At 67.2% G+C, this 13,416-nt stretch carries 12 protein-coding genes; 8 read left to right on the forward strand and 4 right to left on the reverse strand.

Annotated elements, in window-relative coordinates; translation table 11 throughout:
• The 4 genes from BSP_RS14740 to cysD form a co-directional block, all read right to left on the reverse strand.
• Positions 1 to 144, reverse strand: coding sequence for a hypothetical protein (locus tag BSP_RS14740; RefSeq protein WP_152950831.1), 144 nt, complete (start codon positions 142 to 144; stop codon positions 1 to 3).
• Positions 145 to 235: 91 nt separating this feature from the next.
• Positions 236 to 880 (reverse strand): glutathione S-transferase, encoded by a 645-nt coding sequence (locus tag BSP_RS14745; protein WP_152950832.1) that lies wholly within the window; start codon positions 878 to 880, stop codon positions 236 to 238.
• 30 nt (positions 881 to 910) lie between these two features.
• A complete protein-coding gene (gene cysN / locus BSP_RS14750; RefSeq protein WP_152950833.1) occupies positions 911 to 2,824 on the reverse strand; it encodes a sulfate adenylyltransferase subunit CysN in 1,914 nt (637 codons plus the stop codon).
• A complete protein-coding gene (gene cysD / locus BSP_RS14755; protein ID WP_194166976.1) occupies positions 2,824 to 3,783 on the reverse strand; it encodes a sulfate adenylyltransferase subunit CysD in 960 nt (319 codons plus the stop codon). Before cysD ends, cysN begins: the two co-directional genes overlap by 1 nt.
• A gap of 168 nt (positions 3,784 to 3,951) precedes the next feature.
• On the opposite strand from cysD, the gene BSP_RS14760 reads away from it, so the two are divergent.
• The 8 genes from BSP_RS14760 to BSP_RS14795 all read left to right on the forward strand — a co-directional run bounded on the left by BSP_RS14760 (position 3,952) and on the right by BSP_RS14795 (position 13,415).
• Entirely contained in the window at positions 3,952 to 4,503 is a 552-nt protein-coding gene (locus BSP_RS14760; protein ID WP_152950834.1) for a lipocalin family protein, read from the forward strand.
• Positions 4,504 to 4,703: 200 nt separating this feature from the next.
• Positions 4,704 to 6,503 (forward strand): long-chain-acyl-CoA synthetase, encoded by a 1,800-nt coding sequence (locus BSP_RS14765; protein WP_152950835.1) that lies wholly within the window; start codon positions 4,704 to 4,706, stop codon positions 6,501 to 6,503.
• Positions 6,504 to 6,589: 86 nt separating this feature from the next.
• Positions 6,590 to 7,456, forward strand: coding sequence for a flagellar motor stator protein MotA (gene motA, locus BSP_RS14770; protein ID WP_054766474.1), 867 nt, complete (start codon positions 6,590 to 6,592; stop codon positions 7,454 to 7,456).
• Between the two features lie 137 nt (positions 7,457 to 7,593).
• Positions 7,594 to 7,908, forward strand: coding sequence for a hypothetical protein (locus BSP_RS14775; protein ID WP_152950836.1), 315 nt, complete (start codon positions 7,594 to 7,596; stop codon positions 7,906 to 7,908).
• Positions 7,909 to 7,986: 78 nt separating this feature from the next.
• On the forward strand, positions 7,987 to 9,765 hold the full coding sequence (mnmD, locus tag BSP_RS14780; protein WP_152950837.1) for a tRNA (5-methylaminomethyl-2-thiouridine)(34)-methyltransferase MnmD: 1,779 nt from the start codon (positions 7,987 to 7,989) through the stop codon (positions 9,763 to 9,765).
• A 67-nt stretch (positions 9,766 to 9,832) separates the two neighbouring features.
• Entirely contained in the window at positions 9,833 to 10,252 is a 420-nt protein-coding gene (locus BSP_RS14785) for a DUF6491 family protein (RefSeq protein WP_152950838.1), read from the forward strand.
• 66 nt (positions 10,253 to 10,318) lie between these two features.
• Positions 10,319 to 10,762, forward strand: a complete 444-nt coding sequence (locus tag BSP_RS14790; RefSeq protein WP_227975982.1) for a hypothetical protein — start codon at positions 10,319 to 10,321, stop codon at positions 10,760 to 10,762.
• Between the two features lie 139 nt (positions 10,763 to 10,901).
• On the forward strand, positions 10,902 to 13,415 hold the full coding sequence (locus BSP_RS14795) for a TonB-dependent receptor (protein ID WP_152950839.1): 2,514 nt from the start codon (positions 10,902 to 10,904) through the stop codon (positions 13,413 to 13,415).
• Position 13,416 lies beyond the last annotated feature (1 nt).

A 13,416-nucleotide genomic window follows, 5' to 3' on the forward strand; every position in this document is an offset into this window, starting at 1 on the left:
TCAGAACACCGCCGCCAGCAGAAGAGCCCAGAAGGCCGCTCCCACCAGGGCCGCCAGGCCGTAGCCGGCTAGCGGACTGAGGCCTTCGGACGAGGGCTTGATCTGAACGGCGGCCTTGGTCGGCGCGGGGGTGTGAAGCGGCATCTCGTCCTCCGGGTGGAACGGGCGGTCCCACGCCGGATCAAGATAACGACGTCATCTTAACGGGCCGTCTGCGGCCAAGGTTGCGAAACGCTTAAGCCAGGGCCTCAGTCTCCCACTGCCTGAAAGCCGGTTGGGCCAGGAGGGCGGCGACATAGGTTGCGGCTGCGCCGTCGTCGCCATGGGCGCTGAGGTCGATCTGGAAGTGTCGGATGCGCGCCGCGACCGGGGTGAAGAAGGCGTCCGCGATCGACCAGTCGCCGAACAGCCAGGGCCCCGTCTGCCCGAACCGGCCGCGCATCTGGCGAAACAGATCGACCAGCCGGGCCAGATCGCGGTCCAGGGCCGGGTCCGACGGGGTCTCGGACCGGGCCTCGCCGACCATGGGCCGGTCCGGCCCCGTGCCGCAAAAGGTCCGCAGGGCCGAAAAACCGGAATGCATCTCCGCCGTCGCCGATCGGGCCAGGGCGCGGGCCATCGGGTCCGCAGGCCACAGCCGCGCCTCGGGATAGGTCTCGGCCGCCCATTCCGCGATCGCCAGCGTATCCCAGATGAGCGTATCGCCGTGCCTCAGCACCGGGACGAAGCCGGACGGCGAGACCTGACGCAGCGCCGCCTTCTGGGCCTGGGTCTCATAGCGGACGTCCACGGTGGTGAAGTCAGCGCCCGTGCGCTTCATCACCAGCCACCCCCGCAGGGACCAGGTCGAATAGGTCCGGGGGCCGATGATCAGTTCCATATTGGCTCCTCCCGGCGATGCAGTCCCGCCTCAGATGCTGAAGTCCTCGGTCGAGAACCGGCCGTCCAGCCAGGCCACGATCCGTTCCGCCGCATCTTCGGCCGACATGGTCGTGGTGTCGACGACGATCTCGGGCGCCTCGGGCGCTTCATAGGGGCTGTCGATGCCGGTGAAATTCTTCAGTTCGCCGGCGCGGGCCTTCTTGTAGAGGCCCTTGACGTCGCGTTGCTCGGCGACGGCCAGGGGCGTGTCGACATGGACCTCGACGAACTCGCCCGGCCCCAGCAGCTCACGGGCCATGCGGCGTTCGGCGCGGAAGGGGGAGATGAAGCTGACCAGGACGATCAGCCCGGCGTCCACCATCAGTTTCGACACCTCGGCGACGCGGCGAATGTTCTCGACCCGGTCCTCCTCGGTGAAGCCAAGGTCGCGGTTCAGGCCGTGGCGGACGTTGTCGCCGTCCAGCAGATAGGTGTGGCGACCGTCGGCGTGCAGCCGCTTCTCGACCAGGTCGGCGATGGTGGACTTGCCGGCGCCGGACAGGCCGGTCAGCCAGATGACCCTGCCCTTCTGGTTCTTGATGGCCGCGCGCGAACTCTTGTCCACCGACAGGGCCTGCCAATGGATGTTGTGGGCGCGACGCAGGGCGAAGTGCAGCAGGCCCGCCCCGACCGTCCGGTTCGAAATCCGGTCGATCAGGATGAAGCCGCCCAGATCCTTGTTCTGAGCGTAGGGGGCGAAGGCGACGGGGGCGTCCAGCGACAGGTTGCAGACGCCGATCTCGTTCAGCTCAAGCCGTTTGGCCGGCTGCTGCTCCAGGGTGTTGACGTTCACCTTGTGCTTGGGCTCGGTGATGGTCGCCCCGACCAGCTTGGCGCCGATCTTCAGCAAGTAAGGCCGCCCCGGCAGCAAGGGTTCGTCGTCCATCCAGACGACCGTGGCCTCGAACTGGTCGGCGGCCTCCGGCGGGGCGTCGGCGCCGGCCAGGACGTCGCCGCGCGAGACGTCGATCTCGTCGGCCAGGGTCAGGGTGATCGACTGGCCGGCGACCGCCTGGGCCAGGTCGCCGTCGGCGGTGACGATGCGGGCGACGGTGGAGGTCTTTCCCGACGGCAGGACGCGCACCGGATCGCCCGGACGCACGGTCCCGGCGGCGATCTGGCCGGAGAAGCCGCGGAAGTCGAGATTGGGCCGGTTGACCCATTGCACCGGCAGGCGGAAGGGGTCGGCCTGAAGATCGTCCCCGACCTCCAGCGTTTCCAAGAGGCTCATCAGCGGCGGGCCGGCGTACCAGGGCGAATGATTGCTGGCTTCGGTGATGTTGTCGCCGCGCAGGGCGGACATCGGGACGGCGTCGAAGCGCTTCAGCCCGATCTGGTCGGCGAAGGCGGAGAAGTCGGCGACGATGGCGTCGAACACGGACTGCGACCAGCCCATCAGGTCCATCTTGTTCACCGCCAGGATGACATGGCGAATGCCCAGCAGGCTGACCAGATAGGCGTGCCGCCGCGTCTGGGTCAGGACGCCGCGCCGGGCGTCGATCAGGATGACGGCCGCGTCGGCGGTCGAGGCGCCGGTGACCATGTTGCGGGTGTACTGCTCGTGGCCCGGCGTATCGGCGACGATGAATTTGCGCTTTTCGGTCGAGAAGAAGCGATAGGCGACGTCGATGGTGATGCCCTGCTCGCGCTCGGCGGCCAGGCCGTCGACCAGAAGGGCGAAGTCGATGTCGCCGCCCTGGGTGCCGACGCGGCGGCTGTCCGCCTCCAGCGCCGCCATCTGATCCTCGAAGATCATCTTGGAATCATAGAGCAGCCGGCCGATCAGGGTGGACTTGCCGTCGTCCACGCTGCCGCAGGTGATGAAGCGCAGCAGGCTCTTGTGCTGGTGGGCGTCCAGATAGGCGTCGATGTCGCGGGCGATGAGGTCGGACTGGTGAGCCATCAGAAATAGCCCTCCTGCTTCTTCTTCTCCATCGAGGCGGACTGGTCGTGGTCGATCATCCGGCCCTGGCGCTCGGATGTGGTGGTCAGCAGCATTTCCTGAATCACCTCGGGCAGGGTCGCAGCCGTGCTCTCGACCGCCCCGGTCAGGGGGTAGCAGCCCAGGGTGCGGAAACGGACGGACTTCATCTGCGGCGTCTCGCCGGGACGCAGGCGGAAACGGTCGTCATCGACCATGATCAGGGCGCCGTCGCGCTCCACCACCGGCCGTTCAGCGGCGAGGTACAGAGGCACGATGGGGATGTTCTCCAGATGGATGTATTGCCAGACGTCCAGTTCGGTCCAGTTGGAGATGGGGAAGACGCGGATGCTCTCGCCCGGCCGTTTGCGGGTGTTGTAAAGCCGCCAGAGCTCGGGCCGCTGGTTCTTGGGATCCCAGCGGTGTTCAGCGGTGCGGAAGGAGAAGATCCGCTCCTTGGCCCGCGACTTCTCCTCGTCGCGCCGGGCGCCGCCGAAGGCCGCGTCGAAGCCGTACCGGGTCAGAGCCTGTTTCAGTCCCTCGGTCTTCCACAGGTCGGTGTGCAGGGCCGAGCCGTGGTCGAACGGATTGATGCCGCGCGCGAGGGCTTCCGGGTTCTGGTGCACCAGCAGTTCGACGCCCAGGTCTGCGGCGGCCTGTTCGCGCATGGCGTACATGGCGCGGAACTTCCAGGTCGTGTCGACGTGCAGCAGGGGGAAGGGCGGTTTGGACGGATAGAAGGCCTTCCTGGCCAGATGCAGCATCACCGCCGAATCCTTGCCGATCGAATACAGCATGACCGGGCGCTCGGCCTCGGCCGCCACCTCCCGCATGATATGGATGCTCTCGGCCTCCAGGCGCTGAAGATGGGTCAGCCGCGAAGGGCTGATCGCCAAGGGTCGGATCGGGGTCGGCTGTTCAGTCAGAATGGCGGCGTCCACCAGGTCAGGTCTCCATCGAACCCTGACGTGAAAGCCCAGCATGCAATGGGTCGCAAGCGAATGATACTGTCGCCCGTCGAGAGATTTGCACCTGACGGACGAACGGCCAAGCCTGGGCGGAACCTGAGCCGCATGTGGCGGCTTTATGGCCGAAAGGGGATTTCCATCATGAAAACGCTCGCCCGCCTCGCCCTGTCTCTGAGTCTTTGCGGCGCCTTGGCCGCCTGTGTCACCGCCCCCTCTCCGTCCGAATATCGGGCTCCGCAGCCGCTGAAGACGGTCGAAATCGATCGACTCTGGTCCGGGCGTTGGCATGAGGTCGCGCGCCTGCCGGACCGGCTGACCGACGGCTGCGTCGCCGGCGCCTCGGCCTATCGCCCGCTGGGCGGCGACCGGATCGCGGTGCGCGACACCTGTCAGATCGGCACGCCGGAGGGCAGGGAGAAGGCGATCAGCGGCGACGGACGCATCCTGGACCCCGGAACGAACGCCAAGCTGCGCGTGCGTTATCTGCACGGCTTCGTCACCTGGGACTTTTGGGTGCTGGACCGCGCCGACGACTACAGCTGGTTCATCTCCACCGATCCCACCTTCCACCGCCTCTTCATCTACACGCGGGACGTGCCGAGCGCGGCCGAGATCAAGGCCCTGACGGATCGCGCGCGCGCCCTGGGCTATGACGTGAGCCGCCTGGAATACCCTGCCCTTCCGGCCCGCTGAGGATCAGGGTCGGCGACGCATAAGGTCGCTGTCGCGTTTTTGGGTCTAGATTTACGTCACGTCACGCGAACAATTGGGACACGCCCGTCGGCAATCGTGGCGCTTTCGCAGGTGATTGACCGCCACACGGTTGACCCGACGGACCGGCTTCGTTCATCACGAAGACGGGTGGAAACGCACAGACCGGAGAATCGGCGAGCATGGGTTTGGTAGCGAATATTCGCAGGGACGTGAGGTTCGCGCGGGGCCTGTTCCGTCTGCTCAAGCGCATCAAGCCGATCGAGCTGGATAGCGACGTCCTGCTGTGCGACGACTTCGAAGAGGCCGTCGACAAGTTCGCCGACAACATCGCCGTCGAGGACGAGCGCCGCAGCCTGACCTATCGCGACCTGGACGCCATGGCGAACCGCTTCGCCCACTGGGCCAAGAGCCGGGGCCTGCGCCGCAGCGACACCATCGCCCTGATGATGACCAACCGGGTCGAATATCTGGCGGCCTGGATCGGCTTTTCGAAGGTCGGGGTGGCCACCGCCCTGATCAACACCAATCTGACGGGCCAGGGCCTGGCCCACTGCCTGACCATTTCCAATGCCTTCCAGGTCGTCGCGGACGAGGACTGCTGGCGCCAGATCGAGGACGCCCGCCCTCTGGTCGGCCACAATCTGATGCTGTGGGTTCTGGGCCTGGACGACGAGGACGAGAACAGCGAACGCCGGGGCCTGGACAAGCCGGTGCGCGGCGGCTCTTCGGTGCGCCCCGCCCGCAGCGGACGCGAGGGTCTGACGAACCGCGACACGGCCCTTTACATCTACACCTCCGGCACCACCGGCCTGCCCAAGGCCGCCCGCATTCCGCATTCGCGCGCCCGCACCTATATGCGCGCCTTCGCCGGGGCGACCCGTTCAACCCCCAAGGACCGCATCTTCAACGTCCTGCCGCTTTACCATTCGACCGGAGGTCTGGTGGGCGTGGGCGCGGCCCTGCTGAACGGCGCGCGCCTGGTGATCCGCAAGAAGTTTTCAGCCAGCAGCTTCTGGCCGGACGTCGTGGCGTCGGGCGCCACCATGTTCGTCTATATCGGCGAACTGTGCCGTTATCTGGTGAACTGTCCGCCCCAGGCCTATGAGAAGAAGCACAAGCTGCGCTTCGCCTTCGGCAACGGCATGCGCGGCGACGTCTGGCCTGAGTTCCAGAGCCGGTTCAACATTCCAGAGGTGCTGGAGTTCTACGGCTCGACCGAGGGCAATGTCTCCCTGTTCAACTTCGACGGAAAACAGGGCGCCATCGGCCGCGTCCCCAGCTATCTGAAGAAGCAGATCAACATCCGTCTGGTTCAGTGCGACGTCGAGACCGAACAGCCGGTCCGGGGGCCCGACGGCCTGTGCCGCCTGGCCCGCGTGGGCGAGATCGGCGAAGCGATCGGCGAGATCGGCAACGACATCCGTCACGACTTCTCGGGCTATGCCGACAAGGCCGCCTCTCAGAAGAAGATCCTGACCGACGTGTTCAAGAAGGGCGATCGCTGGTTCCGCACCGGCGACCTGATGCGCCAGGACGCCGAGGGCTATTTCTATTTCGTCGATCGGATGGGCGACACCTTCCGCTGGAAGGGCGAGAATGTCTCGACCTCCGAGGTCGAACAGGTTCTGATGGATGCGCCGGGCGTGGCCGAAGCCATCGTTTACGGCATTCCCGTGCCCGGCCAGGAAGGCAAGGCGGGGATGGCCGCCCTGGTGATCGAAGGCAAGTTCGATCCCAAGACCTTCGCCGACCACATCAATGGCAAACTGCCAGCCTACGCCCAACCCGTCTTCCTGCGCATGATCGAGGCAGCCGAGACCACCGGCACCTTCAAATATCGCAAGTCCGACCTTGTGGCCGACGGTTTCGATCCCGAAAGGGTCGGGGCGTCCCTGTATGTGCGCGGCGGCAAGAGCGGCTATCAGAAGCTGACGGCGGCGGCGCGCACGGCCATTCTGAACGGTGAAGGCCGGCTTTGACTGCGGCTGGACGGCGTTTGGCGAAACGCCGTCTTAATCAATAACCGCCATGGTCGACGCCTCTCCGTCTAGGATGTCGCGTCCCCATGTTTCAGATCATCGGCATTGTGCTGCTGTTCGGCCTCGTCTTCGGCAGCTACGCCATCTCCGGCGGCAAGTTCGAAGTCATCATCCACGCCGCCCCGCACGAACTGATGGCCATCGGGGGGGCCGGCATCGCCGCCTTCCTGATCTCCAACTCCCTGCCCGTGATCAAGGGGTCGATGGGCGGCCTGGGCAAGACCTTCGCCGGACCGAAATGGAAGAAGCAGGACTATAAGGACCTCTTGTCCCTGCTGTTCCAGCTGACCAAGACGATGAAGTCCAAGGGCGTGGTGGCCCTGGAAAGCCACATCGAAAAGCCCAAGGAATCGACGATTTTCCAAAAGTACCCCAAGGTGCTGAAGGATCACTTCGCCGTCGACTTCATCTGCGACACCCTGCGGATGATGACGATGAACCTGGAAGATCCGCACCAGGTCGAAGACGCGATGGAAAAACAGCTCGAGAAGCACCACCACGAGCATCTGGAAAACGCCCACGCCCTGCAGAACCTAGCCGACGGCCTGCCCGCCCTCGGAATCGTGGCCGCCGTGCTGGGCGTCATCAAGACCATGGGTTCGATCACCGAACCGCCCGAGGTGCTGGGCACCATGATCGGCGGGGCCCTGGTCGGCACCTTCATGGGCGTGTTCCTGGCCTATGGTCTTGTCGGTCCGTTCGCCGCGCGCCTGACGGCCATCATCAACGAAGAAGCGGCCTATTATAAGATCATCCAGTCGGTCCTGGTGGCCCACCTTCACGGCAATGCGGCCCAGATCTCGGCCGAGATCGGCCGGGGCGACATCCCCTCCTCCCTCCAGCCGTCCTTCAGCGAGATGGAAGAAACGCTGAACAACGTGTCGAACGACTGAACCGGAACACGCCCCAGGCCGGGGTGTTTTCGTCCTGATCTGCGCCGTCGCGATCGCCGCTTGCCCCGGCCTTTGCGGCGGCGCTATCGTTTCGGGCAAGGCCTCAAACCTTGCGAACCGCCTTCTGGAGGATTGTCATGCGCATCACCGCCCTCATCGCCGCCTCGGCCGCCGCCCTCGCCATCGCCGCCTGTTCCAAGGCCCCCGAGGAAAAGGCCGACGAGGCCGCCAGCGACGCGGTCGAAGCCGCCGGGACCGCAGCCGACGCCGCCCTGACCGCGGACCAGGCCGCCGCCGCAGCCGCCGCAGCCGCCAATGAGGCGGCCCAAGACGCCGACGCCGCGAACGCGGCCACGACGCCGACCGAAACTCCGCCCGTCGACGCCGCCCATTCGGAAGCGGCCAAGCCGGCCGAGCCGGCGCACGACGCCGGTCATGACGCCGGCCACTAAGGTCCAGACCCCGTCTGAAAGGCCGCTCCGTTCGGGGCGGCCTTTTTCGTTGCGGCCGTCCGGGTGTACAGCCGCGCCATGAGTTCCCAAGACGCCTCCCCCCGACTGACCTGGACCGAAGAGGGCGAGCCGCGCTCGGGCCGGTTCGGCGACGTCTATTTCTCGCGCGACGACGGTCTGGCGGAAAGCCGAGCGGTCTTTCTGCAGGGCTGCGATCTGCCGGGGGCCTGGGCGGGCCGTCAGGGCTTCACCGTGGCGGAACTGGGGTTCGGAACGGGGTTGAACATCGCCGCCCTGCTGGACCTGTGGCGACGGACGCGGCCTGAGGGCGCACGGCTGAACGTCTTCTCCGTCGAGGGTTTTCCCCTGGCCGTCGAGGAAGCCCGTCGCGCCCTGAGCAACTGGCCGGAACTGGCCGAGCCGGCCGAGGCCCTGCTTGAGGCCTGGCCGGAGGCGACGCCCGGCTTCCACCGGGTCGATCTGCCGGGGTTTGACGCCGTTCTTGATCTCGCCGTCGGCGACGTAGGCTGGGCGCTGGATCAATGGAGCGGGACCGCCGACGCCTGGTTCCTGGACGGCTTCTCTCCCGCCTTGAACCCCGAAATGTGGTCGCCGCAGGTTCTGGACCGGATCGCCGAGAAATCCGCGCCGGACGCCCGTCTCGCCACCTTCACGGTCGCCGGCGCCGTGCGACGGGGATTGAGCGAGCGGGGCTTTGTGGTCGACAAGCGGCCGGGGCATGGGCGCAAGCGCGAACGGCTGGAGGCGCGACGGCCGGGGCCGCCACAGGCCGAACACCGACCCCAGGTCGCGATCGTCGGGGCGGGCATAGCCGGCGCCTCGGTCGCGCGCGCCCTGGCGGCCGCGGGGCTGACGGCGGTGGTGATCGAGGCCGACCGGCCGGGCGCAGGCGGTTCGGGCTTCCCCGCCGGCCTGGCGACGCCGCGCCTGGATGCGGGAGACGCGGCCATCGCCGGCCTCTACGCCCAGGCGCTGGAACGGGCGCGACATCTGTACGACGCCACGCCGGGCGCCGTCCTGGGCCGAGGGGTGCTGCAACTGCCCCAGGCCGAGAGAGACCGGGCGGAGAGAGACCGGGCCCGCTTCGCCAAGATCGCCGACCAGCCCGTGTGGCGCGAGGGGGCCATGACGGTGATCGACGCCGCTGCGGCCGAACACCGTCTGGGCGAGGCCCAGGCCGACGGCGGTCTGATGATGGCCGACGCCCATGTGGTTCGCCCCGCCGCCATTCTGGAGGCCTGGCTGGAAGGGACCCCCGTCCTGTCCGCCGCCGTGGCAAGCATCCGGCGCGCGGGCGACCGTTGGGACCTGCTGGACGCCCAGGGTCGGGTCATCGTTACGGCCGACGCCGTCGTGGCGGCGGCCGGCTGGGGGGTCGAGGCCCTGCTGGAGACCGGCGCCGCCCTGTCGCCCGTCCGGGGTCAGGCGGACTGGCGCGACGGCGCCTCGGTCGAAGGGGCGGCCTGGGGCGGCTATGTCGCCCCCACCGGCGCCGGCCTGCTGTACGGCGCGACCCACACGCGCGGAGACGTGGACCTGACCCCGCGCGACGCGGACAGCCGCCAGAATCTTGAGACATTGAAGGCCCGCCTGCCGCAACTGGCCGCGCGACTGTCGGAAGAGGGCGGGCGGCGCGTCGCCGTGCGCGCCACCACCCGCGACCGCCTGCCCGTTGCAGGTCGCAGGCGCGACGGCGTCTATATTCTCTCTGGCCTGGGATCGCGCGGCTTCTGCATCGCGCCCCTGCTGGGCGAACATGTCGCGGCCTTGATCGCCGGCCAGCCCTCGCCCCTCCCCGCAAGCCTGGCGGAACGGGTGTCGCCGGATCGCTTCTGAACCGCGCCTGCCGACGGACTTAACGAGAGAGATCGTGTATCCTGGCGCCAAGCTGAAAGGATACGCCATGCGCTTTACGCCGATCGCCCCCGCCCTCGCCTGCCTGCTGACCGGCGCCGCCCTGACGGGTTGCGCCGCCCCTGCCCCGCAGAAGACCCTCGCCGAGACCGGGTCCGAGGCGGCGCGGTGTTTCCGCACCGATCAGGTCCGCAACTTCCGGGCCGAGCGGCCGGGGGACCTCTATGTACGCTCGGCGCGCGGCGACGTGTTCCAGATCAACACCAGCGGCGGCTGCTGGGATCTGGATTCGGCGATCTCCATCGCCATCACGCCCACGGCCGGGGCGTCCGAAAACGTCTGCGTCGGCGATCCGGTCCAGATTCTGGTCCCCAGCGGCACGCCGGGCAACCGGACCTGCCGCGCCTTCATCACCCGTTCCCTGACCGAGGCGGAGGTCGAGGCCCTGCCTGAACGGGTCCGCCCCTGACGCGACGTCGCGGCCGCTTGAAATTGGACGATCACGGGTATCAAATCGCCTCTTCTTGGGGAGGATATGATGCGCGGAATCGCCACATTTGCACTGATCGCCGGCCTGACTCTGACGGCCCAATCCGCTGCGGCCGAAAGCTGGAGCCGTTTTTCGGCGACGGATCGGATCGCCTATCTGGTCGATCTGGACCAGTTGAACGCCGTGGACGGCGTGGTCGCCGCCCGCTTCGCCCGCGTGCCGTCTCAGGGCGATGCGGCGGATCAAAGCCATGAGATCGAAGAAGTTTCGATCCGCTGTTCGGACGGCCAGTCGCGCACGACGACGAATGTGACCATCGGGGCCGACGGGGCGGAGACCGACCGCTATTCCGAGGAGACGCCGTGGGAGCCGTCCCCGGCCGGCGGCATCTACGGCGCCCTGAAAAGCTTCGCCTGCGACAGCATGCGGCCCAGGGGCGACACCTGGCCGACAATCGCCGCCTTCATCGCCGCGGGCCGCGGCGGCTGACAAACGGCGTGAAAGCCTCCGCATACGGCGGATTTGTCGTCAATCTTCAAGCCTAGCGTCATGCAGACGGCACGCTTTCGTCGTCCATACGACATCGCCCCCCGCTACTGAGCGCCATTCAGCCAAGTTGGGGATAAAGATGGCGAACGAACTGAAGACGCGGCTGATGGCCGCGGCCGCCCTGAGCGGCGTCCTGGCCATGGCCCAGGCCGCTCAGGCGCAAAGCCAAGAGGCCGGACCGACGGATCTGGACGAGATCGTCGTCACGGCCCAGCTGCGCGAACAGAAGACCATCGAGGTTCCGTTCGCCCTGACCGCCTATTCCGGCCAGTTCTTGGAAGACCTGGGCATCCAGGAGTTCGAACAGCTGTCGGCCTTCGTGCCGGGCTTCCTGGTGCAGAACCAGTCGCCGAACAACCCCGGCTTCGTGATGCGCGGCATCACATCCGACTCGGGCGCCGCCACGGCCGAGCCCCGCGTCTCGGTGTTCCAGGACGGCGTGTCGATCTCCAAGTCGCGCGGCTCCTATGTCGAACTGTTCGACCTGGCGCGCGTCGAAGTCGCCAAGGGCCCGCAATCGACCCTGTACGGCCGCGGCGCCCTGATCGGGGCGGTCAATCTGGTGCAGAACCGCGCCGAGCCCGGCCAGACCGAAGCCTACGCCAATATCGAGGCGGGCAATGAAGACTATCGCATGGTCGAAGGCGCGCTGAACCTGCCGGTCGGCGAGACCGCCGGCCTACGCCTGGCGACCCGGCTGAAGACCCGCGGCGGTTCGGTCGAGAACCTGCGGGGCGGCGACGATTTCAACGGCATCGAAACCAAGGCCGTTCGCCTGTCCGGCGCCTGGGCCCCGTCGGACGCCCTGCGTTTCGACGTGATCGGCAACTATCAGAACGACCACGCCTCGGGCACTTCGTTCAAGTCGATCGCCTATGCGCCGGCCGACCCTGACACGGGCGCCGTCCTGGGCGGCAAGGAGCCCTGGGAAGGCGCGGCCCTGACGCGCGGCGGCGCCTTCGACGGCGGCAAGGACCTGGGTCTGGATCGTGAAGTCTGGGGCGTGACCGGTCTGGCCCGGATCAATCTGAACGCCGCCTGGACCCTGAATTCGACCACCGCCTATCGTGAGTTCGACAACTACGAAACCTTCGACGCCGACGGCGTCTCCCTGCCCGTCCTGACGGCGGCGGAAGAGACCCATGGCGAACAATGGAGCCAGGATCTGCGCCTCGGCTTCGACAACGGCGGTCGCCTGACCGGCTTTGTCGGCGCCGGCTGGTTCCACGAAGAAGGCTATCAGCGCACCCCGGCCCAGTTCGACGAACGCCTGGCCCTGGCCCAGCTGGCCGGTCTGCTGGACGGTTCGCCGACGACGGTCGGCGACCGCACCCTGCCGCTCGCCGCCTATCCCACCGTGGCGCGCGGCGCCCTGGCCGCCCTGTTGACGCCCCTGGGCGCGGGCGCCCTGGCCACGCCGATCGCCGCCAATCTTGACCCGGCCCATATCGAGACCTCGACCAACCGGTCGGAGCTGACCTCCTATGACGTCTTCGGCGACGTCACCTACGCCTTCACCGACCGGTTCGAGATGTCGGCGGGCCTGCGTTACACCCGCGACGACAAGACCACCGGCTACGCCAGTTCGGTGGAGCGCCGTTCAGCCCTGGGCGCTCTTCTGGGTCTTCAGACCGGCGCCGTTCCCGCCGCCCAGGTTCCCAGCTTCCTGGCGGCCCTGGCCAATCCGAGCTTCGCCGTCCTGCCCGCCGGCCTCTTCCCGCTGTTCGGTCTGACCGCCCAGCCGACGACCAACAACGGCGACTTCTCCTACTTCGACTCGGAAGACGACGGCCTGACCTGGCGCCTCACGGCCCGCTATGAACTGACCGACGAGACCAATCTGTACGCCAACTACGCCCGCGGTCGTCGCCCGGAAGTCATCAGCGCCTCGGGGCCGTCCGCGCCCAGCGGCGCGGCGCGCTTCACCCCGGTCGATGCGGAAACCGTGGACAGCTATGAGGTCGGCGCCAAGTCGGCCCTGCTGGACGGCCGCCTGCGCGTCGACGGCGCGGTCTTCCTGTACAACTACGAAAACTTCCAAACGACGATTCAGCAAGGCACGCAGTTCATCACCACCAACGCCGGCGAGGCCAAGTCCTACGGCTTCGAGGGTCAGGCGAACTTCGCCGTGGCCTCGACCTTGGACCTGTTCGCCACCTACGCCTACAACCACTCGCGCTTCGAGAACGGCATCTACGACGGCAACCAGTTCCGCCTGTCGCCTGACCACGCCGCCTCGATCGGCGCGACCTGGCGCCTGCCGACGACGGGCGGCGAGATCGAGGTTGAGCCGACCTACACCTGGCAGTCCAAGGTCTTCTTCAGCGACGACAACGACATCCCCGCCCTGCAAACGCAGAACTTCGTCGCGGACCTGATCCAGGACGAATATCAGGACGCCTACGGCCTGCTGAACATTCGGGTCCGCTATACGCCGGAAGGCGGAAACTGGGGCCTCGAAGCCTTCGGCGAAAACGTCCTGGACGAGAAGTACATCAAGGACGCCGGCAACACCGGCGACGCCCTGGGCATGCCGACCTTCATCGCCGGTCGTCCGGCGGCCTATGGTCTGGTGTTCAAGCTGAAGCTGTAAG

It is taken from the genome of Brevundimonas sp. Bb-A (assembly GCF_009394735.1).
GTDB classification, from domain to species: domain Bacteria; phylum Pseudomonadota; class Alphaproteobacteria; order Caulobacterales; family Caulobacteraceae; genus Brevundimonas; species Brevundimonas aurantiaca.